Here is a 23,725-nt window from a genome sequence, read left to right on the forward strand (position 1 = left end):
CGGCATCCGGATATCCGACCAGAGTCCCTATGTAAGAAAGTGAGGTCCGCACTATGACTGTTTTAGTTATTAATTCCGGCTCATCGTCTATCAAATATCAGCTTATCGACCCAGATACCCGCACATCGCTCGCTTCCGGTCTAGTTGAGCGTATTGGTGAGGCGGAAAGCCATATCGAACATTCAGCACATGGCACTACTGTCGAGCTGGACGAACCCATCACCGATCATGCGCACGGGTTGCGCGAGGTCTTACGGCTCTTTGAGGAAGTTGGGCCCTCGCTGCTGGAAGCTAATGTGAAAGCAGTGGGCCATCGGGTAGTGCAAGGAGGAAAATATTTCAGCCGCGCTGCCATCATTGATGACGAGGTTCAGCAGCTTATCGCCGATCTCGCGCCACTTGCCCCGCTGCATAATCCGGCACACTTAAAAGGTATTGAGGTTGCCCGTCAGCTCCTGGCTGTTCCACATGTGGCTGTCTTTGATACGGCATTTTTCCAAGGGCTTCCCCGTGAAACTGCCACCTATGCTCTCGACCGCGAGGTGGCTGCAAAATATCAGATTCGTCGCTATGGCGCACATGGCACCTCCCATCAGTATGTTTCACGTGCTGTGAGCGAGATGATGGGCCGAGAGGATCTTAAGCAGATCGTTTTGCATATTGGGAATGGCGCCTCCGTATCAGCGGTGGTCAACGGGCACGCCGTCGATACCTCGATGGGTCTAACCCCGCTCGAAGGTCTGGTCATGGGAACGCGCACCGGCGATATTGACCCCGCCGTCGTTTTCCATCTGGCTCGGGTTGGCGGTATGTCGATTGACGATATTGACGCCCTCTTCAATAAGCACTCCGGACTGAAGGGGTTGGCCGGCAATAATGATATGCGCGCGGTATGGAAGTTAGCTGACGCTGGCGATGAGAATGCCGCTGAAGCTATCGAGGTGTACGTCCATCGGCTCGTACACTACATCGGCGCTTACACCGCCGTTATGGGCGGAGTTGACGTCATCACTTTCACTGCTGGTGCGGGCGAAAATGATGACCGGCTGCGCTCATTAGTTATCGGCCGTTTGGCTCATTTTGGGGTGCGCCTCGATGCGGAAGCTAATGCGGTGCGTTCGAAGCAGCCTCGGTTTATTTCTACTGACGATTCAACCGTGCGAGTCGCCGTTGTACCGACGAATGAAGAGCTTGCGATTGCTCAGCAGGCGATGGAGTTACTCGCCGAAGCGTAATTCTCTGCCGCGTGACGCACCGAGGAATATCCGGTGCGTTACGCGGTCTTTACGCTCAATGCTGTCCCCTCCACACCTCAGCGCCATGCGCCTCGGTAGCGCCGCTAGATCTGTTTATAGCGTTTTCTAGTGCCAACCGGAGGATGACCCGAGAGGGATACTACAAGCACCTGAGGGTACACCGAGCATTTCCTGCCTATTTATCCCCGATCGCGTCTTGCGTCCCGAACCATGAGGAGATACCTATGACCATCGAACATATCACGTCCGCTACCCCCGAGATTGAGGCCGCTTTTCAGCGCCTGATTCCTCAGCTTTCCCGCAGCGCCGCGCCGATGAGCGAAGCAGAAATCCGGGAATTCATCGCCCAAGAGGCAATTGATCTCTTAGCGTTTCGCACTGAGGAGGGCACGATTGCCGGCATGTTGACGCTCGTGACCTTCACAATTCCCACTGGGGTGCGCGCCTGGATTGAAGATGTCGTCGTAGATGAGGCAGCTCGCGGCCAAGGAGCAGGGCAACAGCTCGTTGAACAGGCCGTGCAGCTCGCACATAGCCGTGGCGCGAAAACCGTTGATCTGACCTCTCGCCCCTCGCGCGAAGCAGCCAACCGGCTCTACCAGCGCTGTGGTTTCCAGTTGCGCGAGACGAACGTCTACCGCTTCGCACAGTAATCCGCTTACACATACACATACCTGCCCGGCAAGGGCTATCTAGCGTGCATAATAGTGGGTGTAGGCCTCTGCTGGTCACCTCCTTGTCTTAAAACCAGCAGGGGTCTACACCCTCTTTCAGTAAATCAGCCACTGTAGGCTGTTACCGCAATGGCAGCTGTACCAGTGCAGTAACAGCTCGACCTCAGGCACAGAAAGATCGCGCCAAGGGTAGATACCGGCGGGCGACCGTGGGGAGAAATTTTCCCACGGTCGCCCGCCTCATCATGTTGGGGTGAAGAAACCCCAGTTTCTTCACCCCAACATCACAGTAACTGCGCTAACGATGGTAGCGATTTAGTAATCCCCTACCATCGTGGTGACGTCCAGCGCCGCGTTAAGCGTCTCTTCATCAATCTCACCGCGCTCCACAAAGCCCAGATCAATTGCCGCTTCTTTCACCGTCATATTCGCCTTAACCGAATGCTTCGCAATCTTCGCCGCATTCTCGTAACCAATATGGCGGTTAAGCGGCGTAACAATAGACGGAGAGGATTCAGCTAACTGCAAGCAACGCTCTTCATTAGCTACCAAGCCATCAACCGTGCGCTTAGCCAAGACCTCACAGACGTTACCCACGATGTCAATAGACTCCAGCAGGTTCTGCGCCATAATCGGCAGCATGACCAACAGATCAAAGTTCCCCTGCGCGCCAGCAAAAGCAATCGTCGCGTCATTGCCGATAACCTGAGCTGCCACCATAACAGTCGCCTCTGGCACAACCGGATTGACCTTACCTGGCATAATCGACGATCCTGGCTGCAAATCTGGCAATGCCAACTCGCCAATACCTGTGCGCGGGCCAGAGCCCATCCAGCGCAGATCATTAGCAATCTTCACCAGCGAAACAGCCACGGTGCGCAGCGCGCCCGAGGTTTCCACCAGCGAATCCTGCGCGGCCTGCGCTTCGAAATGGTTCGCTGCCTCCACGAACGGCAGATCCATATGCTCAGCGATCAGCTCAATCACACGAGCTGAGAAACCAGCCGGAGTATTAATCCCTGTTCCCACAGCGGTACCGCCCAACGGCAGCTCAGCCAAGCGCTTTTCGGTATCCTTAATGCGCTCCATGCCGTAACGGATCTGCTGGGCATAACCAGAGAATTCCTGACCCAAAGTAATCGGCGTCGCATCCATCAGGTGAGTGCGGCCAGACTTCACAATATGCTTGAACTCTGCTGCTTTCTTCTCCAGGGATTCAGCCAAAATTTCCATCTTCGGCAGCAAGCTCTGGCGTACTGCCGCGAGCGCCGCAATGTGAATCGAGGACGGGAAAACATCATTGGAGGACTGCGAACAGTTCACGTGATCGTTCGGATGGATCTCCACGCCGGAAGCCTTCGTCGCAATCGTGGAGAGTACCTCATTGGTATTCATATTCGATGACGTGCCCGAACCCGTCTGGAATACGTCAATCGGGAACTGGTCGTCATATTTTCCGGCGATGACGTCATCAGCAGCGGCGACGATTGCCGCGCTCCGCTCATCGTCCAGTACTCCTAGCTCATTGTTTGCCAGGGCTGCGGCCCTCTTGATCTGCGCCAAGGCGTGGATATGCGGGGGCGTCAGCGTCTTGCCCGAAATTGGGAAGTTCTCTACTGCGCGCTGGGTCTGTGCCCGATACAATGCATCGACTGGAACTTTGACCTCGCCCATCGTGTCATGCTCGATACGGTATTCCGTCATTACTTCTCCTTTGGCAACCTTGCCGGTATTGTTCCTTGTCATCTTCTCACAATGCCCACGAAAGACGTGGGACGTGCGTCACTGTTACACCTGTTTATTATGCCGCACAGCCACCAAAATCGGCGCCTATTTAGCCACTAACAGAGATTTCTACCCGCTGGAATTCCTTCAATTCCGAGTATCCCGTCATCGCCATAGCGTGACGTAGCGCCCCCACAAGATTCGTATGCCCATTGGCGTTAGTGGATGGCCCGTGAATAATCGTCGCCAAATCAGCTACCGTTCCTACCTCGACCCGCTCACCACGCGGCAGCGAACGATGATAGACCTCAGCACCCCAATGGAAACCGCGCCCCGGAGCCTGTATGGACCGTGCCAATGCGGTTCCCAACATGACGCCATCTGCCCCACAGGCGATCGCTTTAACGAGATCACCGGAGGTCGATATTTGCCCGTCGGCAATGACGTGCACATAGCGCCCGCCCGTTTCGTCCATGTATTCCCGACGAGCCGCGGCAACATCTGCCACCGTCGTCGCCATCGGCACCGCCACACCGACCGTTCGCCGGTTAGCACTCGTCGCTCCGCCACCAAAACCAGCAAGCACTCCGGCCGCTCCGGTACGCATCAAATGCAAGGCGGCAGTATATGACGCGGCGCCGCCCACAACGACTGGAACATCAAGCTCATAAATAAAACGCTTTAAGTTCAGCGGTTCACGATTGGACGAGACGTGCTCAGCAGAGACTGTCGTCCCGCGAATAACAAATAGATCAATGCCTGAATCGGCCACCGTTTTCCAATGCTGGTGTACCCGCTGCGGGGAAAGCGCACCCGCCACCGGCACGCCAGCAGCACGAATCTGAGAAAGCCGCTCCACAATAAGCTCGTCCTTAATCGGCTCCCGATATAGATGTTGCATGAGCGTGGTAACGCTATCGGCAGGCTCAGCGGCAATCTTCTCAAACAGTGGCGTCGGATCGGCATAGCGCGTCCATAATCCTTCGAGATCCAGAACTCCCACTCCACCGAGGCGCCCAATCTCAATGGCAGTATCCGGTGAAGTCACCGAATCCATCGGCGCTGCCATAATCGGAATATCTAACAAGGTGGCGTCCAACTGCCAAGAAATGGATACGTCTGCCGCATCGCGGGTCCGTCGGGAGGGAACAATCGAAATATCGTCAAAAGAGTATCCCACTCGTGCGCGCCGCCCGCGCCCAATCTCCATCTCATTCACGCTGCTAGCCTACCGCCTCTAGCTGTAATGCACCGGCATGACCGCGCGGATACACGTTCCGTATGTGTTATTCTCCGACGCTTCCTGCCGAGACATTTCATAATCTTTCCGATCAGGTATGCGGTTCGGTACCGAATTTTCTGGCTAGCTCCTGATATGCGCTTTTAGCACAGCGCGTTGTCTTCATTTCTCGTGCCTGACAGATCTGCCGAGCACAATACCCGTTACACTGGAGATACCAAGCAAAGGAGAATTCATGTGGGTTTCCCGACCACGAGCAGGATTTGATACTGAAACAACAGGCGTACATATCGCTCAGGACCGGATCGTCACCGCCGCATTCATCACGAGCACCAATGGCGATATGCACCGACGCACTTGGTTGGCCAATCCCGGAATTCCTATCCCGCAAGCCGCTGCAGCAGTGCATGGAATATCAACCGAACAGGCCCAACGCGATGGGAGGGCGGCTTGCGAGGTCGTTGCGGAGGTCGCCGAGGCGGTAGCTGCGCATATGCTAGCCGGAAATCCGCTGGTGGTTTACAACGCCACCTACGATTTGAGCTTGTTGGACGCGGAGTTGCACCGATACCATTTACCGTCGTTAACCGATCGGCTTGGTCCAAGTAGCACATGGCCCGTCATTGACCCATATATGTTAGATCGATACGTGGATCGTTTCCGCCGCGGGCCACGCAAACTCATTAACCTTGCCCAGCATTATCAGCTCAGCCTTGACGAGACGTTCCATGACGCTTCCGGTGACGTCATCATGACCTTGCGCGTCCTCGACGCTATGGTGGAACGCTATCCTCGGTTAGCGCAAATGTCGCTGGCGGATCTACATGCCGCACAACGAAGCGCGTATGAGGACTTTATGGCTTTCATTCAGCGGCGTTACCCCTCATCTGAACCACGCGGATGGCCTATCGTCTCCCCTGCTTAAAGCTGTTATCCCATGCACATAAAGCTCACAGTAGCTAATACGACGCATGGCTCGTTACGGCGCGAAGGATCTGACATAGCAGTGCGTTGCGAATTGTTGCCCTCGTCGCGCACCTTTTCGCGCTGACGGCACGGGCGCACACGCTACGGGCCGCCTGCAGCGATTTCTTACTCGCACCATCTTGCGAACAGCCCAACACGTATAGGGGCGGATCGCGCACCGCTGCCTACAAACAGTTCTCGGTGGGTATAGCAGCTACGTCGCGCTATTTTCGTTATTTCTGTTGCGAGGTGTAGTTCGGCGCCTCGCTGGTCATTTGGATGTCATGTGGATGCGATTCTCGCAAACCAGCGGCGGTAATCCGCACAAAGCGCGCTTTACTCGTCAGTTCCGGAATTGTGCGAGCGCCGGTATAGAACATTGTCTGATGCAAGCCACCGACGAGTTGGTAGATCACTGAGGAGAGCGGACCACGGAACGGAACCTGACCTTCAATCCCCTCCGGAACGATTTTGTCATCCGTTGTCACATCGGCTTGGAAGTAGCGATCCTTTGAATACGAGACGCGCCCGCGCGAACTCATTGCCCCCAGCGAGCCCATCCCACGGTAGCTCTTATATTGTTTGCCGTTGACAAAAACCAACTCTCCTGGGGATTCCTCACAACCGGCCAGCAGCGAGCCCAACATGACTGTGGACGCCCCTGCAGCAAGTGCTTTACCAATATCGCCGGAATACTGCAGACCACCATCAGCAATCAGCGGCACATCAGCAGGTTGGCATGCCTGCGCCGCCAAGGTTATCGCCGTCATTTGCGGTACACCCACACCCGCGATAACACGAGTTGTACAAATTGAACCCGGGCCAACCCCCACTTTAACTGCGTCAGCTCCCGCATCAATGAGTGCTTGGGCGCCCTCACGAGTGGCAACATTTCCGCCGATAACATCCACCCCAGCAAAGCCGGAATCTTCTTTGAGCGCCTGAATCATTTGGCAGGCTAAGGCAGCTTGCCCGTTCGCGGTATCTACGACGAGGACGTCCACCCCAGCATCTGCCAGTGCTTCGGCACGTGCCCGCGCATCACCCCAATATCCGACGGCAGCTCCGACGCGCAAACGCCCGTCGCCATCCTTAGTGGCCAATGGGTATTTCTCTGATTTAGCGAAGTCTTTAACGGTGATAAGACCAGTTAACCGGCCATCATCGTCAATCAGTGGCAGCTTCTCCACTTTATGTTTCGCCAGCAACTGGGCAGCTTCTTCGCGCGATATGCCGGTACGTCCAGTCACTAACGGCATGGGCGTCATCGTCTGGGCGACGGTGCGCTGCTCCCATTCTCCCGTCGGGATAAAACGTAAATCCCGATTCGTGATAATGCCGATCAGCGTCCCCTCATCGGTAATAACCGGGAGGCCAGACACCCGATACTGACCGCACAGCTCATCCAGTTCACTGAGGGTCGCCTCTGGGCGGATCGTCACCGGATCTGAGATCATGCCTGATTCGGAGCGTTTCACCCGCTTGACGTGGTGAACTTGATCCGGGATAGAGAGGTTGCGGTGAATGATACCGATACCGCCTTGCCGTGCCATACCAATAGCCATGCGGGCTTCCGTTACCGTATCCATCGCCGCTGAGAGAAGCGGGACCTGCAAGGTGATGGAACGGGTTAAGCGAGTTGCGGTATTCACCTCTGATGGGATGACGTCAGTTGCGCCAGGGAGGATGAGGACATCGTCATAGGTCAGGCCAATCAGGCCGAAAGGATCGCTGCTCACGGCCCTATCCTAAAATGTTTTCCCGCTCCTGGCTAGCGCGCCCATTTTTCTGGAAAATAACGCACTGACCTGCACATATATAACCATCGCGCATTTCGCTCACAGTGGGATAACACGGGGATTTTCGCCTCTGTCAGAAAAAAGAGGGTAGGTAATTGGGCGCCAAGTTGGTAACATACTGGACGATAAGCTAAATAACCGCTGCGCCGTGATAGGAGCAAACTCGTGCGCATTAATGTGCAGACAGTCCATCTCACCCGTTGGGACTGGCAATCGCAGGGAAGCTGCAACTCTATGGACCCCGACTACTTCTTCCACCCTGAAGGAGAGCGCGGTGGCCCGCGACGGCGGCGTATCGAACGCGCCAAGCAGATTTGCCATACCTGCCCGGTCGTCGAAGAGTGCCGCAACTATGCGCTGAACAATAACGAGCCATACGGCGTATGGGGAGCACTCTCAGAAGAAGAACGCTATAACATGTCGGCGCGTCGCCGCCGCCAGCCAGTGTAGCGATAACAACCTAATAGCCTAATCACGGCGGAATACTCCGCACCAGCTTCCGCAATTGCGCTCTAATTCGTTGCGCACACCTGCCGCACACATAGTAATTCAGGCACATACCGCCGAGCGTCTTGTCAAGCATCTTCAGCTCAACATGTTTGCGGTCTTCCCCTCTCTTTATGACTGTGGGCCTCCCTTTCCAGGGAGGCCCACAGTCATAATACACAACCGATAATCAGGCTGCCGAGTTATTTCTCAGTATCCTCGTCGTTCCTAGCTTCACCTAGGAATACACAGCGACTAGCGAGTCACAATAGCGAGGACGTCACGCTGAGAGAGAATGATGTAATCCTCTGCACCGTACTTAACTTCCGTGCCGCCATACTTGGAGTAAATCACAACATCGCCGACGGAAATATCCATCGGGATGCGGTTGCCCTTATCGTCAATGCGACCTGGGCCAACTGCCACAACAGTACCCTCCTGCGGCTTTTCCTTTGCCGTATCCGGCAAAATCAGACCAGAAGCAGTGGTTTCTTCCGCATCAAGTTGCTGAATCACAATGCGATCATCAAGCGGCTTAATGGAGACCGACATTCGGCTCCCCCTTCTATCGTTCCAAAAACTCAATCGCTGGCTAACCGCCGTCGCGGGGGCCGGTACCAGGACGTAGCAAATGCTACCGAGATAAGGCTAAGCAGATTTTGGCACTCGGTCAAGGTGAGTGCCAAATGGGTGTGGAAAACCTCGCTAAGCGCGAACTACACGATGACTATGAGACGATAGGAGGGTGATTTCTCCCCTGCTCACTCCCGACGGGCGCGCCCTCTTAGAATCCTTGCCGCCCTACGACAATGCGCAGATTTTCGCTCTCTCCGCGCGCTTACGGGAAGCTGGATACCACCCAGAACTTATCGCAGCAGCCCTCACACAAAGCCGGCTACGCGAGCGGGCGCGCGCAAAATTCGGAGATTTTGCTGAGCGAATGTTTTTTACTGCCGACGGCCTCGAACAAGCTACTCGGTTATCTGTCGCAGCTTTTCATGCCGCTGGTTTACGCGCAGCCGGAGCACAACACATCATTGATTTTGGCTGCGGAATTGGAGCAGATTCACTTGCCTTTGCCGGATTGGGGTTGCACGTCAGCAGCATAGAGATGGACGCTGAGACAGCCGCAGCCGCCAGCGAAAATCTCTCCATCTTTCCCCATGCACAGGTTATCGAGGCCGACGGGTTAACCCTTGATCTGCATACTTTAGGTGCCGACGCCCTATGGCTCGATCCGGCACGTCGCACAACTGACGCCGGAGGTTCTCCAGGCACAATACCGCCCAATCACGCTGAGGGCACATCCCAATCTGCTCACCACTCCGGATCGGAGCATCGTTCGTCCTCTGCTCCCCGCTCATCATCTGGGCGAATCCTTCACCCCGAACTGTGGACGCCCCCGTTATCACACGCCCTCGACCTTGCCCACCAATTCCCCTGTGCCGGCATTAAAGTCGCACCTGGTATTGACTACCAGCACCTACCATCCGATACTCGCGTGGAATGGGTGTCAGTTAACGGTTCGCTTGTCGAAGCAATTATCTGGTGCGGCACCGCCGCCACCATCCCAGGGAGATGCGCGCTCATTATAGATAAAGACGAACAGGCGTATCGCCTATCAACCCTCCACGGCGATCCAGCCACTCCACCGGATCACGTCGCCCCACGCGAACTGGCTCGCTATATCTACGAACCCGATCCTGCCGTGATTCGCGCTGGGGGAATCCGTACCTTGTGCCGCGATTTCCAGCTAGCACCCGTCGCCAGCGCAATTGCATATCTCACCGGCGATCAGCCGTTATCCTCGCCATTTTTCCGAGGTTTTGAAGTCATCGATGTGTTACCTGTCGATGTTGCCCGCCTGCGCAAACGCTTACAATCTGAGGATGTGGGGCGCGTCGAGATTAAGAAACGCGGCATAGACCTCGACCCAGAAGTACTGCGTAAAAAGCTCCGACTTCGTGCCAAAGGAACGCAAGAGATGACCCTAATCATCAGCCCGACGATTTCTGGTCAGCGTCGAGCAATCCTGGCACGACGCCTGCCTACCTCCTGCACTGATCTTGGCACTTTGTAACAGCCGACCTTAACGGTATCTAACCCGCATTACGAGCTCAGATTTGACTAATCACCTATTCTCCCAGCAAAATTTCGGTTAACCGAAAGGAGAATATTATGTCGGGCGAAGTTATGGCGTGGTTTTTGACGTTACTTGCCGGACTCGCGACCGGCATCGGCGCTGCCTGTGCCTTCATAGTCCGCCAGCCTACGCCTAAACTACTTTCCATCTCGCTGGGATTTTCTGCCGGAGTCATGCTGTATGTTTCCCTCGTTGAGATCCTGCCAGAGGCTCGAACCGCGATTTCCCACGCACATCCTAACGCCGCTGCCTATGCCGTCGGCGCATTCTTTGCCGGAATTGGAATCATCGCCGCCATTGACGCCGCTCTGCCAGAATTTTCCAACCCGCACGAATTCCACAACACCGACCAATTTCTCCGCCCACCTGGGGCACAAAACCAGCTTTTTCAAGCCCATCCCCAGGCTCAAGCGAAGCTCATGCGCATGGGGTTATTCACCGCCGGAGCCCTGGCATTACATAATTTCCCGGAGGGATTCGCAACCTTTCTTTCCGCCATATACGACGTAAAAATCGCAATTCCCATCGCCGTAGCAATCGCAATCCATAACATCCCTGAAGGCATTGCCGTCGCTATGCCGATTTACTATGCCACCGGATCTCGAATACGCGCCTTTGTGTGGTCTTTTATCTCTGGACTATCCGAACCCATCGGAGCATTAATCGGCTGGCTTATCCTGCGCGATATGATGAGCGATACCGTATTCGGCCTCGTATTTGCCGCAGTAGCCGGCATTATGGTCTACATCAGCTTGGATGAACTATTACCCTCCGCCGAAGAATTCGGCCAACATCACCACGCCATAGGAGGGCTCATTGCCGGTATGGGCGTCATGGCAGCTTCCCTATTACTGCTGGAATAGGCAACACAGAACACGCCACTGCTACACCTTAGGCACAACAATTAACGCATCCACACATCCGCACAGCCCGACGCTGAAAACGTAGCAGGGAAAGACACTTCTCAGCTAGCGAACGACAATCGTCTCGCGCGATAACCCCGTATCCACCGTAATATCTAAGGGTGAGGGTGCGACCCCAGCACGAACCAGGGACCACCCCAAAGCGGCAATCATCGCCCCATTATCCGTGCAATACCGGATCGGCGGAATTCGCACCTCAATACCATACTTACGCGAGCCTTCCTCAGCCATATCCCGCAACTGCGAATTAGCCGAGAACCCACCCCCGATCACTAAGGTGTCACAATCATTGACCTGGCACGCAGCAAAAGCTTTCTGAATGAGAACCTCACACACCGCATCCGAAAAACCTGCTGCAATATCCGCCTTCGGCAGCTCTTCACCGCGCGCCAAACATCCCTCAATATGCCGAGCCACTGCCGTCTTTAAGCCAGAGAAGGAATAATCATACGGATGACGTGCCTTATCTTTGCCACGCGACAACCCCCGAGGGAACCGAATCGCCCGACGATCCCCTTCACGGGCTAACCTGTCAATATGCGGTCCTCCCGGATAGGGCAAACCTAAAAGGCGCCCCACCTTATCAAAGGCCTCCCCTGCCGCATCGTCCAAGGTTCCGCCTAGCTCCTCAATTGACGTCGCAATGTCGCTAACTTTCATCAAATGCGAATGTCCACCGGAAACAACCAGACCAATAAAGCGATCCGGGAACTCTCCGTGCACCAACTGATCCACAGCAATATGCCCGACAATATGATTCACCGCATAAAACGGCTTATCTAACGCTAAAGCCAAGGCTTTCGCAGCAGTAACACCGACGGTTAACGAGCCTACTAACCCTGGGCCAGCAGTAACCGCAACAGCGTCAACATCATCGAGAGTTACCCGGGCCGCCTCCAACGCCGCATCCAAGGTCGGAATGAATGATTCCAAATGAGCCCGCGAAGCAATCTCCGGGATGATGCCCCCGAAACGCGCATACTCATCCATAGAGGTCGCCGTCACGTCAGCGAGCAGCTCCCCGTCACGCACTAACGCAATACCCGTCTCGTCACACGATGTCTCAATACCAAGGATCAGTTCATTCACAGCGCTAAGTCTACTGATGTTCACCCCTCAGCCGCTAAACAGGAAAAGGTACACTCGACCACTACGAAAGTGGTATTGGCACCGGCTAGCAACTCCTGACCGTTAGTGCACAGCCACTTCCCGCGTCCTTTCCTACCGTGCATGCCGACCACTAGCGATAACCGCACCGCACACGCCAGATCGCAGCCACATCGACTAGCTCAGCGCTCGCACCGCCTCTTCTCGCTCACGGAAATACGCCACGCTGTCATGGACCAACATATCGAGCTTATGCGCGTCAGCCAGACCATTACGCGCCGGATACGGAGCACTCCCCGGGCCAAGCGGCTCCGGCGTAAGGAATCTGCCCTCGCGATTCATCCCGACGAGATAGCTCGCCATAATGACGGTATCCAAATCCATTGATCCTGCCCCAAGCGCCAAGCGATTAGAATCAGCCAAATGCAAATTGACCAACCGCTCACCCGCATCCAAGATAGCCTGCGGAATATACACTTCCTCCACCTGCATGTGGTAGACGTCCCCGTTAATATGCTGAATGCCCGGATGGTTGACCGCCTCAATATAGCGTTTCGCCTCGGCAACGGTATGCACAATCGACACTTCAGCCGAGCGAATTGGCTCAATAGCTGCCTTGACGCCATATTCCACAAATACGTCGGCCACCTCGCGCAACATCCGCCATGAGCGTTCAAACTCATAGGCATCTAACGCCTCCGCGCGACCACACGAAGCCGGAACCACCAAGAGGTAGTGCCCGCCCATTTCCGCAGTAAAGGCCACCTCTCGTTTAATATAATCAACTGCTTCTTGCTGCTTAATCGGGCGATTCGAGGATAAATCATTGTCATCTGAGAACATGCCGCATACCCCAGACACCCGCAAGCCTGCCTCTGTCAGGATTGCGCGCGTCGCCTCCACATCGTAGCCAATCGTCGGCCCATAGTGATTGCCATGCAACTCAATAAATTCCAGACCATTATCCGCCAACCGCTGGGCACTAACCCGTAGATCTTCCAAGCCGAAGCCCCAGTTCGACCAGGACAAATCAATCTTTCGCTCAAAATCCTGCGGATTGCGCTCCTTATGAGCGATAAACCGTTCCTGAATCTGCTGCCGCCACATATCAACATTCTGCGGTTTCATAACATGCTCCTTTGCCGTCATATCACTTAAGCAGAAGCTCGAATAACAAGCTCTGCGGGGAAAATTTTGGTTTGGACGCTATCGGAACGCCCATTAATAACATCAAGTATTTGGTGAACAACGTATTGCGACATCTGAGCAATCGGCTGCTTTACCGTTGTGATCGGAGTACCTAGTACTGCTGCATAGGGCACATCATCAAAGCCAGTCACAGCAATATCTCGCCCTACTACCATCCCCAGATCCGTCAACGCTTTAGAAGCCCCAATCGCCACGAAATCATTGAGGCAGACGAAACACTGCGGCAAAGCCGCCGTATTCTGGGCAGTTACCTGAGCTACTGCGTCATATCCGTCATCCCACGTCGGGCTGGGAATCCAGGTTTGAATAATCGAATCCGGATCAATCCCACACGCAGCCACCCCAGCGCAAAATCCTCGCCACCGATCCTGGTGCTGCGGGGCATCGGAACGCTCATGGATAAAACAGAACCGCTCCATCCCCTGCTCGCATAAATGATGCGCCACTTTACACATACCGTCGTAATCATCAACCGAGACGAATGCCAGCTTGGCATGAGCAGCCCGCTGAGCGAATAACGCAATCGGAATATGCCGACTCAACGCGATCAACTCTTTACTCACCAAGCCTGTAGAAGTGATGATTAATCCCTCAATACCGGCATTAATCATCCGAGCGATGGCCGCCTGTTCCAGATCTACGCGCTGTTCCGTATTTCCATATAAAATTGACGTCCCCAACCGGCTGACCACCGCGTCCATATCATGGGCAGCTAAAGCAAAAAACGGATTAGCAATGTCGAAGAATAGCGCGCCAATAATATTTGTATGCCCCTTCGATAAGGCGCGAGCTGCCGCATTAGGCGAATACCCATACTCCTTAATCGCCGCCTCAACACGCTCGCGTAACTGCGGCCGGACTCGGTGGGGATGGTTCAACACGTTTGATACCGTCCCCACCGAAACCCCGATGCTTTGAGCAATGTGGGAAATGCTCGCTCGCCGTTCTTTCACCAGATCTCCCGCTACATTCGCAGGTTGTACTTCTTTGCAGCAAAACTGTTGAGCAAAATAGATCCGATTAAGATGACGCCCAATGCCAGTAGCTGCATGCGCGGGCCAGTTGACCCTTGGAAAGAAATCAGCAGGCCAGCATTCAGCCAGGTCACCAGCAAAGCCCCAGTGATGACGCCGCTGACCCGACCGAATCCGCCTTGAATCAGAACCCCACCGAGGGCTGCTACCGTAATCGCAGGCAAAGCCATACCCGAACCGGCCGTGCCAGCATCCGGGCGCGCCGAAGCAAACTGTGCCACATTGACTACCGCAGCCAATCCACACAGCATCCCCGACACTGAATATGCCGAACAGCGCACCAGCTTCACCCGCTGTGCCGCATAACGCGCTGCCACGTCATTCGTACCAATAGCAAGCAAAGAACGCCCCCAGGCGGTGCGATCCAGCACAAACCAGGACACCACTACCATGGGGATCAACACGGTCAAAACCTGGAGCGGAATGGGAATATCTCCGATCCGCACCTTTGACGCCAAGGTTTCATTTGCCCGAGCAATATGCGGACCCGAAATCGGCGACTGCCCCGAAAGTACCATCGCTAAGGAGGCATAGGCATAGGAGGTAGCCAAAGTTGCGATCAACGGCGGGAACCGGAGATACCCAACTAAGATTCCATTGACGCTCCCCAGTATCGTCCCAAAAATCACGGTGATAACCAGCGCTAATCCCACCCCCATCTCACGATGCTGGATGAGATACCCGAATAGCATGCCCGCCAGTGATACCGTCGCGCCAACTGATAAATCAATACCAGAACGCCCAGAAATAATAACGAACATCTCCGCTAAGGCCAGCAGTGCAATCGGCACGAGCGCTTCTAAAGACGTGCCCATATAGCGAAGATTGAAAGGCGCAAATAGATACCCGTTATTCCCCAGATACATAAAGGCAAAAACCAAAATAATCATGAGGATGAATAACGCTGCCGCGCGTTCAGTTAACACCAGACGCAATAACCGCGCTCCAGTTCCTGCAGCCCCCGACTGAGCTTTTGTTACTTCCGGCTCACGCGAGGCAACAGTGGGCGTATCCGAAGCTATCGGCGTAGATTGATTAGCTGTCATTTTCGTGCTCTCCTTACCTGTCGAGCCAGATCAACGCCAACTGCAACAACAATGATGACGCCAACGATGAGCAGGGTCAGTTGGTTGGGCCAGTGGAGATGGATGACGGCGGCCTGTACTGAACCGACGAGGATGGCCCCGAGAATCGTCCCAAAAACTGTTCCTCGACCGCCCATAACCGAGGTCCCGCCAATAACACATGCCGCGATAACAGACATCTCCAAGCCATATCCGACGTTTTGCTGGATAAGGCCACCATTTCCCAAGGAAACCAGCGCGGCAATTCCCACTGCCACTCCGGTTCCGATATAGACGGAGAATAACCGTCGGGTCACTTTCACACCGGCGAGTCGGGCAGCATTCATATCATTACCGATTGCGTAGATATGACGCCCCGAGGCGTACTCGCGCATATATATCCAGACGACCACCCCTAATACCAACGCAAGCCACATCGCATTGGGAATCTTTCCCAGCGAGGCATTAATTCCGCCGCCAATCACAGCAAAAGTCGGCGGCACCCCGGAAATCTGATTATCACCAAAGATTTGCAAGGCCAACCATCGAAAGATATTCAGCGTTCCGAAGGTACACACCATTGCCGGAACCCGCCCGAAAGCGATCAGCGACGCGTTCACCGCACCAAGGCATGCGCCCACACCAATAGCGATGAGAACGCCTACTAGGAAACCGACGTGATAATCCCGAATTGCCCGCGCCACAATGACCATAACGACGGCCATCATCGATCCGACCGACACGTCAATACCGGCGGTACACATCACAGCCGTCATCGCAATACCGATGATGGCAATGGGGGCAACCGAATAGAAGATGTCAAAGATAGATCCAGCCGTCAGGAATGTGGGCGAGACGAACCCCATGACAACCCACAACACAATGATGACGCCCACGAGAACCATCTCTTGACCTTCAACGAATCGCCGTCTAACTCCAACAGCTTTCGTATGGCGGGAACGTCCAAACATTATTCGACACCTCCTGCTGGATCTTTCGCCGTAGATTCTCCAGAAGCGGCCGCCAGCAGCTCGGCTGCCGAACAATCCCCGGGTAGCTCTCTGGCGCTCACCCCGTTGTGCAAGACAACAATGCGATCACACAGATACCGGATTTCCTCCAGATCAGTCGAAACCACTAGGACCGCATTCCCTTGTGCCGCGTGCTCCAAGATAAGCGAATGAATCTCTGCTTTTGCTCCGACGTCCACCCCTTGTGTTGGCTCCTCTACGAGCAAGAGGTACGGATCTTGAACGAACTGGCGAGCCATAACAACTTTCTGTTGGTTACCGCCTGATAGCTCATTAATCAGAGCATGTGGCCCTCGGGTTTTAATGCGCAGACGCTGGATGGCCTCCTCCATCGCGCGCTTCTCTTTGCCAAAATTGAATATCCCAAGCCGCGAAAAGTACCCCAGATGCGAGGAGGACAAATTAAAACTCAGCGACTTAGGTAAGAAGACGCCTTGCGCTTTCCGGTTGCCCGGCAACATCGTAATCGAATGACGCATTGCCGCTTGCGGAGAACGGATCGTCACCGGCTTGCCATTTATTTCGATTTCCCCTGAACTTGCCGGTTCAATCCCGTATAAGGCTCGGATCACTTCCGTCGTACCAGAACCAATCAGCCCATAAATACCCAGGATTTCTCCCCGTCGAATATCAAAACTCGCCGACGCCAAACGCTTACCGGCGCGCATATCGCGAACCGAGACGGCGATTTCTGATTTCTTTTTCCCCTGGTCACGATCTCGATGCTCCACTTGGAATTTATCGCCGACCATCAACGTCGCGATTTCATTCGTCGTTAATGAATGTGTGTCGTATGTGCCAATCCGACTCCCGTCACGCAACACAGTGATGCGATCCGTGATCTCGCCTAGCTCATCAAGCCGATGCGAAATATAGATAACGCCAATGCCACGGGCGGTAAACGTCCGGATAATATCGAACAGCCGATCAACGTCACTATTGGCAAGGATGGCGCTGGGTTCATCGAGAATCAGTAATTTAACGTCTGTGACGAAGGCCTTTGCGATGGAAACAAGCTGTTGCTCTCCAACAGATAAATCCCCAACCCGCTCCTGAATTGCTTCTGGCCGCAAACGAAGATCCGTCAACAATCCAATAACTTTTTCGTGCTGTTCATTCCACTTGACCCGCCCAGCACGGGTATGTTCGCGGCCTAAGAAGATATTTTCTTCTACCGTCAAATCCGCAAAAAGTTGTGGCTCTTGATAGACCGGAGAGATCCCCGCCTCTAATGCCTTTACCGTATTTCCTAACTCAATCGGCTCGCCAAGAAGCGTAATTTCTCCAGAATCTGGGCGTTCTGCCCCGCTAATCATTTTGATAAGGGTGGATTTACCTGCCCCATTCTCTCCTACCAGTCCATGTACTTCGCCAGCTCGAACCTGGAAGGATACATCTTTTAACGCATGGACGCCGCCATAGCGTTTGTCAACGTGCTGCACATCAAGCAGAAGCTGCTCAGATGCTTTCGCGGTGTGGCTTCCCATTACTATCCCCTAATTGGCTGCTGGGGCTGAAAGGTGGTACAGCCCCAGCAGCAGATGATGTGTTCCGGATGAGTTAGTAGTTGTACTTTCCGGCGTTATCCTTCGTGAGGATGAGTGGCTCACCGAGCAGTAAGGTCTTCGTCTTGGCGTCATAGGTGACGTTCTTCAAGCGACCGACATCCTGCTTTTCTGCGAATTCCTTACCCTGAGCCAACTGCCAGCCAGCCCATGCGGTCAGGTATCCATGGTCTTCCACATTCCACAGAACTGAGGAGTAGGCTGCCCCATTTTGCAAATATGGCAACATTGCTTTAGGAGTACCGACGCCAACCGTCTGGACTTGACCGATCTTGCCTGCTTCTTCAACGGCTTGGGCGACACCAGGGGCTGCCGTGGTGCATGGGCCAATGAGACCCTTCAGGTCTGGGTTTGCACTCATGAGGTTCTTTGCCATAGTCACGGCGCGAGCTTGATCTTCGTCAGCATAAACGACATCCACAATGGAGATCTTGGGATAATCCTTGTCAACCTTCTTCTTGATGATGTCGATCCAGGTGTTCAGATTTGCTGCGGTCTGACCACACGAGACAATGGCAATCTTGCCTTCATTATTGATTGACTTTGCCATCTGGTCGATCAGACCATCACCGATTCCCTCGGGAGAAGCTTGGGAAACGAATACTTCTCGCACGGAATTTGGCGCATCAGTATCAGAAGTACCGACGCGAATACCGCCATCTTGTGCTTCCTTCAAAAGCGGAGCTAATGAGTCAGGATCGTTTGGAGCTGCCATCAGTGCCGAGACGTTCTGTTGAATCAGTGAGCGAACGACATCTGCCTGAGCTGCTGGATCTGCTGTCGTCGGGCCAGAATATACCCATTTGAATCCAAATTCTTTCGCCGCCTCCGCGCCGCCGGTATTCATTGCTTCAAAGAACGGAATACCTTGAATCTTTGGCACGAACGCAACGGAGATTTCACCTGAGCCGGAACCTGAGCCAGATTCTGCACCTTTATCGCCTTCCTTTGCGCCACCTGCACACCCGGCAAGCGCAAGAGCAATTACCGCGCAACTCGCGGCGAACGTTTTTCTTATCTTCATTTCACAATCCCCCTCGATTGTTAGAGTGAAAAACGCGTTTTTGAAGCGGTTCAAAAACGTTATTGCAATTGTGCGCCTGCCCCCCCCCCCCCGCGCAAGCGCAAACGACGGGGAAGCAACTGCAACTCATCCCAGCTCAAATATGAGCACGTTCACAGCGGAAAAAATTAACAACACTCTAGGTCTTTAGTCCTAATTCTGTGTGTTAGTCATTCTTTAACAGGTGGCGATTATGTTGAGAACACGCCAAAAACTAGCTCTTCGCAATTAACTATAGATACGCAGTATCAGGAAATATATATTGTTTTCTGGTCTTACTGTTGAAAACCTACTCGACCGACGTACCTCATTAAAATCCTATAACGTATCGCGATCGCACAGAATATTCATTCCGCCTCTCATTCCCCTGCTCAGCAAAGCGGAAGATCTATACAAGGCATAGGTACTGCACTAAGCCCAGTACCTACAGCGCCAGCGTGGCGTACCGCCAAGAAAAGCGCATAAAACAGTGGGCCTTCCAAAATAGGAAGGCCCACTGATGGCTACCGAGATGAGGTCTAGCGACCGTGTACCGACGCAGACATCAGTTCGCGGTTGAGCAGTGAGATCAGCTCAAGCGGAACCTGCTTGGGGCACGCCTCATGGCATGCACCAACATTCGTACAACCGCCGAATCCCTCAGCATCATGCTGTGCCAGCATGTTCACAACGCGATCGTAGCGCTCCGGCTTACCTTGTGGCAGTAAGCCAAGATGCATGACCTTTGCAGAGGTGAACAGCATTGCCGAACCATTCGGGCACGCCGCCACACATGCACCACACCCAATACAAGCCGCAGCTTCGAAAGCCCGATCCGCATGCTCTTTGGGAACTGGAACAGAGTGCGCATCTGGAGCTGCACCCGTATTGACGGAAACGTAACCGCCCGCCTGAACGATACGATCCAAGGAGGAACGATCAACCACAAGATCACGCAAAACCGGGAAGGCAGCCGAACGCCACGGTTCAATCGTGATCGTATCGCCATCCTTGAAGGTGCGCATATGGAGCTGGCAGGTAGTTGTCACCTGCGGCCCATGCGGATCACCATTGATGACAACACCACACTGACCACAAATGCCTTCACGGCAGTCAGAGTCGAATGCAACCGGCTCTTTGCCTTCCGCGAACAGTTCCTCGTTCAGTTGATCGAGCATCTCCAAGAAGGAAGCCGTCTCATCAACGTTGTCGATGGTATGCGTATCGAAATGACCGGAATCCTCCGGACCGTTTTGACGCCAAAATTCAAGGTTAATTTTCACTTGTAGCTCCGCTGCTTCATCTCGACGAATTCGTACTTGAGGTCTTCCTTGTGCAGGACCGGCGGGTTACCTTCGCCCGTCCACTCCCAGGCTGCGACATAGGCGAAGGTGTCATCATGACGCAGTGCTTCGCCTTCTTCCGTCTGAGATTCAGCGCGGAAGTGCCCACCACAGGATTCCTCACGGTGCAGGGCGTCGATACACATCAACTCACCGAGCTCGAGGAAGTCAGCCACGCGCCCAGCCTTCTCCAGCGACTGATTCAACTCATCCGCCTTACCTGGAACACGAACGTTCTTCCAGAAATCAGCCCGCAATTCGCGGATCATGTTGATGGCTTTCTTCAAACCATCTGCAGTACGTTCCATTCCACAGTATTCCCACATAATGTGACCAAGTTCCTTGTGGTAGGAATCCACTGAACGATTGCCCTCGTTGTTAATGAAGAAGCTGATGCGCTCTTCTACCGAGCGACGAGCTTCCACCACAGCCGGATGATCTTCCGCAACCGGCTCAAACGGGCCATCTGCCAGATAATCGTTGACGGTATTCGGGAGAACGAAGTAACCGTCTGCCAGACCCTGCATGAGCGCCGACGCGCCCAAACGGTTCGCACCGTGATCGGAGAAGTTTGCTTCACCAGCCACGTACAGACCAGGAATCGTGGACATCAAATCGTAGTCAACCCAAATGCCACCCATTGTGTAGTGGACAGCCGGGTAGATACGCATCGGGACCTCATAGGGGTTCTCGCCGGTGATCTGCTCGTACATATCGAACAGATTGCCGTACTTAGCGGAAACCTGATCCTTGCCCATACGGCCAATTGCCTCAGAGAAATCGAGGTACACGCCACGAGCAACGCCACCGATCTCCGGCCCCACTCCGCGACCATCGTCGCACATGTTCTTTGCTTGCCGTGACGCAATATCACGCGGAACCAGGTTACCGAAGGACGGATAGATACGCTCCAAGTAGTAATCGCGATCCTCTTCCGGAATATCGCGTGGATCCTTCTTGCAATCCTCCGCCTTCTTAGGAACCCAAATACGCCCATCATTACGCAAGGACTCCGACATCAAGGTCAGCTTCGACTGGGATTCACCGTGTTGCGGAATACAGGTCGGATGGATCTGGGTGTAGCACGGGTTGCCGAAGTATGCACCCTTGCGGTGGGCACGCCACGCAGCCGTACCGTTGCAGCCCATAGCATTGGTAGACAGGAAGAACACGTTTCCATAGCCGCCGGTTGCCAAGATGACGATATCGGCAATGTGTGTTTCAATTTCGCCGGTCTTCATATCGCGGGCAATAATTCCGCGAGCGCGACCGTCAACCACGATCAGCTCAACCATCTCGTGACGGTTGTACGTCTTGACTGTGCCAGCCTTCACCTGCCGCATCAGCGCCTGGTATGCGCCAATCAGAAGCTGCTGACCCGTCTGACCACGAGCGTAGAAAGTACGCGACACCTGGACGCCACCAAAGGAGCGGTTATCAAGCAAACCACCGTACTCTCGAGCAAACGGAACGCCTTGCGCCACGCACTGATCGATAATATTGGCCGACACTTCTGCCAAACGGTAGACGTTCGACTCTCGCGAGCGGAAATCACCGCCCTTGATCGTGTCGTAGAACAGACGGTAGGTCGAATCGTTATCGTTCTTGTAGTTCTTCGCCGCGTTAATACCGCCTTGTGCCGCAATGGAGTGGGCACGACGAGCGGAATCCTGGTAGAAGAACGCTTTAACGTTGTAGCCCATCTCGCCAAGCGATGCCGCGCCAGCGCCGCCAGCCAGACCCGTTCCTACAACGATGATATTCAGCTTGCGACGGTTTGCTGGATTAACCAGGCGCGCCTTGAACTTGCGCGTCTCCCAGCGGTCAGCCAAGGGGCCGGAGGGCGCCTTGGTGTCCGCAATGGGATCACCTTCGCGATAGAGACCTTCAATAAGTTTTTCAGTCATTTCCCTCACCTTACGACAGATATCCGACCATAATCGCCGTCGGCGCAGCCAAGAAGCCAACCACGACTGCCAGTGCAACGAGAACAGCAATCGTCTTATACACCCGCTGACGCGAGGTACGTGACGTTCCTAAGGTCACCAATGCTGACCACACGCCGTGCTGAATGTGCCATGCCAAGCACAACATCGCGACGAGGTAGATCAGATACAGCCACCAGTTGGCCGGCTGGAAAGCCGCCACCATACGGGCATACGGAGTCATCTCCTTGTAGTTACCACCAACCTGAACCGTCAAGGTGGTGAACTGCAAAATATGGAAGATGATGAACAAGAACAGGCCAATCCCGCCCCAGCGCATAAGCGAAGCAGTGTAAGAGTGAATTGCCGTAACCTTACGACCAGTATTCACCTTGTACGCCTTGCCGCGTGCCCGATTTGCCCGACCCCACAGCGTCATTGCCGCATATACGTGGATAATGATCGACAAGAAGAGCACAATGCGGAAGATCCACAGAACTCCCTCATGCGGAACTGCCGGATACCCTACCTCGCGCAGGAATGCTGCATAACCATTGAAGGCATGAGCGCCGGCAAACATTTTGAGATTGCCGAACATGTGCGCGAGCAAGAAAAAGACAAAAAGCAGGCCAGTAAGCGCCATCGCGACTTTTAGCGCGACGGTCGTCCTCCGGCTCTTAATATGATCAACATTTGTAGTAGCCACGATCCCAATTTAGCAAAGTAACTAGCGGATTTTACGGGAGCTAAGACCTGATTTTAAGCAATTTTTCTTTGCCAAATTGAGAAAATTCCCGTGCTTATCGGGATTATTTAGCGCTAACACGCCAGCTTACAGCTAGCGCAGCTTTCTGGTGCGATAGCACTATTTTCGTAATAGTTTTGGTGCGTTAATCAGAATATTGTGGCTTTGTACCTAGATTGCTCGACTCTTAGGACGCTCGGCTAGCGAACCTATCTATCGCTTGGATTTATCGCGTAGCAATCTGACGCAGCTATATTTACGGCGATTATATTCGCAGCGATGCGGTTCTTCGTCAGCCCCTCTTTTCATAATCAACCAATAATAAGGACGGCAAATCCCTCACCTTTTCCCCTCCCCCAAAAAACATGGGTATATCCACATCAGACATCAATTTCCTACGTCATCATTTTCCACAGCAACATCCGATTACCTCAGCTAGCCAGGTATT

The 23,725-nt window shown here is 54.0% G+C and carries 20 protein-coding genes; 6 read left to right on the forward strand and 14 right to left on the reverse strand.

Annotated features, from left to right (window positions below; translation table 11 throughout):
- Positions 1 to 53 precede the first annotated feature (53 nt).
- Positions 54 to 1,235, forward strand: coding sequence for an acetate/propionate family kinase (locus tag ACLHIJ_RS04775; RefSeq protein WP_411296743.1), 1,182 nt, complete (start codon positions 54 to 56; stop codon positions 1,233 to 1,235).
- A 245-nt stretch (positions 1,236 to 1,480) separates the two neighbouring features.
- The gene (locus ACLHIJ_RS04780; RefSeq protein WP_411296742.1) at positions 1,481 to 1,909 is read left to right on the forward strand and encodes a GNAT family N-acetyltransferase; all 429 of its coding nucleotides are present in this window, start codon (positions 1,481 to 1,483) and stop codon (positions 1,907 to 1,909) included.
- 336 nt (positions 1,910 to 2,245) lie between these two features.
- Here ACLHIJ_RS04780 and ACLHIJ_RS04785 read toward each other — a convergent pair whose 3' ends face one another.
- On the reverse strand, positions 2,246 to 3,676 hold the full coding sequence (locus ACLHIJ_RS04785) for a class II fumarate hydratase (protein WP_411296741.1): 1,431 nt from the start codon (positions 3,674 to 3,676) through the stop codon (positions 2,246 to 2,248).
- Between the two features lie 88 nt (positions 3,677 to 3,764).
- Positions 3,765 to 4,865, reverse strand: a complete 1,101-nt coding sequence (locus ACLHIJ_RS04790; RefSeq protein ID WP_411296829.1) for a GuaB3 family IMP dehydrogenase-related protein — start codon at positions 4,863 to 4,865, stop codon at positions 3,765 to 3,767.
- A 265-nt stretch (positions 4,866 to 5,130) separates the two neighbouring features.
- Between ACLHIJ_RS04790 and ACLHIJ_RS04795 the strand changes: the two genes are divergently transcribed.
- The gene (locus ACLHIJ_RS04795) at positions 5,131 to 5,820 is read left to right on the forward strand and encodes an exonuclease domain-containing protein (protein ID WP_411298575.1); all 690 of its coding nucleotides are present in this window, start codon (positions 5,131 to 5,133) and stop codon (positions 5,818 to 5,820) included.
- 274 nt (positions 5,821 to 6,094) lie between these two features.
- Here the strand turns inward: ACLHIJ_RS04795 and guaB are convergent, their stop codons facing one another.
- Positions 6,095 to 7,600 (reverse strand): IMP dehydrogenase, encoded by a 1,506-nt coding sequence (gene guaB / locus ACLHIJ_RS04800; protein ID WP_411296739.1) that lies wholly within the window; start codon positions 7,598 to 7,600, stop codon positions 6,095 to 6,097.
- A gap of 225 nt (positions 7,601 to 7,825) precedes the next feature.
- Here guaB and ACLHIJ_RS04805 point away from each other — a divergent pair, with 225 nt between their 5' ends.
- Entirely contained in the window at positions 7,826 to 8,110 is a 285-nt protein-coding gene (locus tag ACLHIJ_RS04805) for a WhiB family transcriptional regulator (protein ID WP_411296738.1), read from the forward strand.
- A 291-nt stretch (positions 8,111 to 8,401) separates the two neighbouring features.
- Here the strand turns inward: ACLHIJ_RS04805 and groES are convergent, their stop codons facing one another.
- Positions 8,402 to 8,698 (reverse strand): co-chaperone GroES, encoded by a 297-nt coding sequence (gene groES / locus ACLHIJ_RS04810; protein WP_411296737.1) that lies wholly within the window; start codon positions 8,696 to 8,698, stop codon positions 8,402 to 8,404.
- Positions 8,699 to 8,891: 193 nt separating this feature from the next.
- Here groES and ACLHIJ_RS04815 point away from each other — a divergent pair, with 193 nt between their 5' ends.
- Both ACLHIJ_RS04815 and zupT read left to right on the forward strand, forming a co-directional pair.
- Positions 8,892 to 10,226, forward strand: a complete 1,335-nt coding sequence (locus tag ACLHIJ_RS04815; protein ID WP_411298576.1) for a THUMP-like domain-containing protein — start codon at positions 8,892 to 8,894, stop codon at positions 10,224 to 10,226.
- 98 nt (positions 10,227 to 10,324) lie between these two features.
- Positions 10,325 to 11,152: a zinc transporter ZupT gene (zupT, locus tag ACLHIJ_RS04820; RefSeq protein WP_411296735.1), complete on the forward strand. Its 828-nt coding sequence runs from the start codon at positions 10,325 to 10,327 to the stop codon at positions 11,150 to 11,152.
- Between the two features lie 105 nt (positions 11,153 to 11,257).
- Here zupT and tsaD read toward each other — a convergent pair whose 3' ends face one another.
- The 10 genes from tsaD to ACLHIJ_RS04870 form a co-directional block, all read right to left on the reverse strand.
- Positions 11,258 to 12,301 (reverse strand): tRNA (adenosine(37)-N6)-threonylcarbamoyltransferase complex transferase subunit TsaD, encoded by a 1,044-nt coding sequence (tsaD, locus tag ACLHIJ_RS04825; protein ID WP_411298577.1) that lies wholly within the window; start codon positions 12,299 to 12,301, stop codon positions 11,258 to 11,260.
- A gap of 195 nt (positions 12,302 to 12,496) precedes the next feature.
- A complete protein-coding gene (locus ACLHIJ_RS04830; RefSeq protein ID WP_411296733.1) occupies positions 12,497 to 13,447 on the reverse strand; it encodes a sugar phosphate isomerase/epimerase family protein in 951 nt (316 codons plus the stop codon).
- Between the two features lie 26 nt (positions 13,448 to 13,473).
- On the reverse strand, positions 13,474 to 14,481 hold the full coding sequence (locus tag ACLHIJ_RS04835; RefSeq protein ID WP_411298578.1) for a LacI family DNA-binding transcriptional regulator: 1,008 nt from the start codon (positions 14,479 to 14,481) through the stop codon (positions 13,474 to 13,476).
- A gap of 11 nt (positions 14,482 to 14,492) precedes the next feature.
- Positions 14,493 to 15,608, reverse strand: coding sequence for an ABC transporter permease (locus tag ACLHIJ_RS04840; protein ID WP_411296731.1), 1,116 nt, complete (start codon positions 15,606 to 15,608; stop codon positions 14,493 to 14,495).
- Positions 15,605 to 16,597, reverse strand: coding sequence for an ABC transporter permease (locus ACLHIJ_RS04845; protein ID WP_411298579.1), 993 nt, complete (start codon positions 16,595 to 16,597; stop codon positions 15,605 to 15,607). Before ACLHIJ_RS04845 ends, ACLHIJ_RS04840 begins: the two co-directional genes overlap by 4 nt.
- Positions 16,597 to 18,144 carry a sugar ABC transporter ATP-binding protein gene (locus tag ACLHIJ_RS04850; RefSeq protein ID WP_411298580.1) on the reverse strand — a complete coding sequence of 516 codons (1,548 nt, stop codon included), beginning with the start codon at positions 18,142 to 18,144 and terminating at the stop codon, positions 16,597 to 16,599. The genes ACLHIJ_RS04845 and ACLHIJ_RS04850 overlap by 1 nt, the downstream gene beginning before the upstream one ends.
- Before the next feature lie 73 nt (positions 18,145 to 18,217).
- On the reverse strand, positions 18,218 to 19,246 hold the full coding sequence (locus ACLHIJ_RS04855) for an autoinducer 2 ABC transporter substrate-binding protein (RefSeq protein WP_411298581.1): 1,029 nt from the start codon (positions 19,244 to 19,246) through the stop codon (positions 18,218 to 18,220).
- Positions 19,247 to 19,803: 557 nt separating this feature from the next.
- Positions 19,804 to 20,547: a succinate dehydrogenase/fumarate reductase iron-sulfur subunit gene (locus tag ACLHIJ_RS04860; RefSeq protein ID WP_411296727.1), complete on the reverse strand. Its 744-nt coding sequence runs from the start codon at positions 20,545 to 20,547 to the stop codon at positions 19,804 to 19,806.
- The gene (locus tag ACLHIJ_RS04865; RefSeq protein ID WP_411296726.1) at positions 20,544 to 22,514 is read right to left on the reverse strand and encodes a fumarate reductase/succinate dehydrogenase flavoprotein subunit; all 1,971 of its coding nucleotides are present in this window, start codon (positions 22,512 to 22,514) and stop codon (positions 20,544 to 20,546) included. Before ACLHIJ_RS04865 ends, ACLHIJ_RS04860 begins: the two co-directional genes overlap by 4 nt.
- Positions 22,515 to 22,524: 10 nt before the next feature.
- Complete coding sequence (locus tag ACLHIJ_RS04870) at positions 22,525 to 23,238, reverse strand: succinate dehydrogenase cytochrome b subunit (protein ID WP_411296725.1); 714 nt, start codon at positions 23,236 to 23,238, stop codon at positions 22,525 to 22,527.
- Positions 23,239 to 23,725 lie beyond the last annotated feature (487 nt).

This window comes from Trueperella sp. LYQ141, assembly GCF_046599555.1.
In the GTDB taxonomy this organism is placed as follows: domain Bacteria; phylum Actinomycetota; class Actinomycetes; order Actinomycetales; family Actinomycetaceae; genus Trueperella.

Coding starts and splice junctions, on each gene's coding strand:
- ACLHIJ_RS04775 (WP_411296743.1), top strand. CDS start 54: ATGACTGTTTTAGTTATTAATTCCGGCTCATCGTCTATCAAATATCAG.
- ACLHIJ_RS04780 (WP_411296742.1), top strand. CDS start 1,481: ATGACCATCGAACATATCACGTCCGCTACCCCCGAGATTGAGGCCGCT.
- ACLHIJ_RS04785 (WP_411296741.1), bottom strand. CDS start 3,676: ATGACAAGGAACAATACCGGCAAGGTTGCCAAAGGAGAAGTAATGACG.
- ACLHIJ_RS04790 (WP_411296829.1), bottom strand. CDS start 4,865: ATGGAGATTGGGCGCGGGCGGCGCGCACGAGTGGGATACTCTTTTGAC.
- ACLHIJ_RS04795 (WP_411298575.1), top strand. CDS start 5,131: ATGTGGGTTTCCCGACCACGAGCAGGATTTGATACTGAAACAACAGGC.
- groES (WP_411296737.1), bottom strand. CDS start 8,698: ATGTCGGTCTCCATTAAGCCGCTTGATGATCGCATTGTGATTCAGCAA.
- zupT (WP_411296735.1), top strand. CDS start 10,325: ATGTCGGGCGAAGTTATGGCGTGGTTTTTGACGTTACTTGCCGGACTC.
- ACLHIJ_RS04830 (WP_411296733.1), bottom strand. CDS start 13,447: ATGAAACCGCAGAATGTTGATATGTGGCGGCAGCAGATTCAGGAACGG.
- ACLHIJ_RS04840 (WP_411296731.1), bottom strand. CDS start 15,608: ATGACAGCTAATCAATCTACGCCGATAGCTTCGGATACGCCCACTGTT.
- ACLHIJ_RS04845 (WP_411298579.1), bottom strand. CDS start 16,597: ATGTTTGGACGTTCCCGCCATACGAAAGCTGTTGGAGTTAGACGGCGA.
- ACLHIJ_RS04850 (WP_411298580.1), bottom strand. CDS start 18,144: ATGGGAAGCCACACCGCGAAAGCATCTGAGCAGCTTCTGCTTGATGTG.
- ACLHIJ_RS04855 (WP_411298581.1), bottom strand. CDS start 19,246: ATGAAGATAAGAAAAACGTTCGCCGCGAGTTGCGCGGTAATTGCTCTT.
- ACLHIJ_RS04865 (WP_411296726.1), bottom strand. CDS start 22,514: ATGACTGAAAAACTTATTGAAGGTCTCTATCGCGAAGGTGATCCCATT.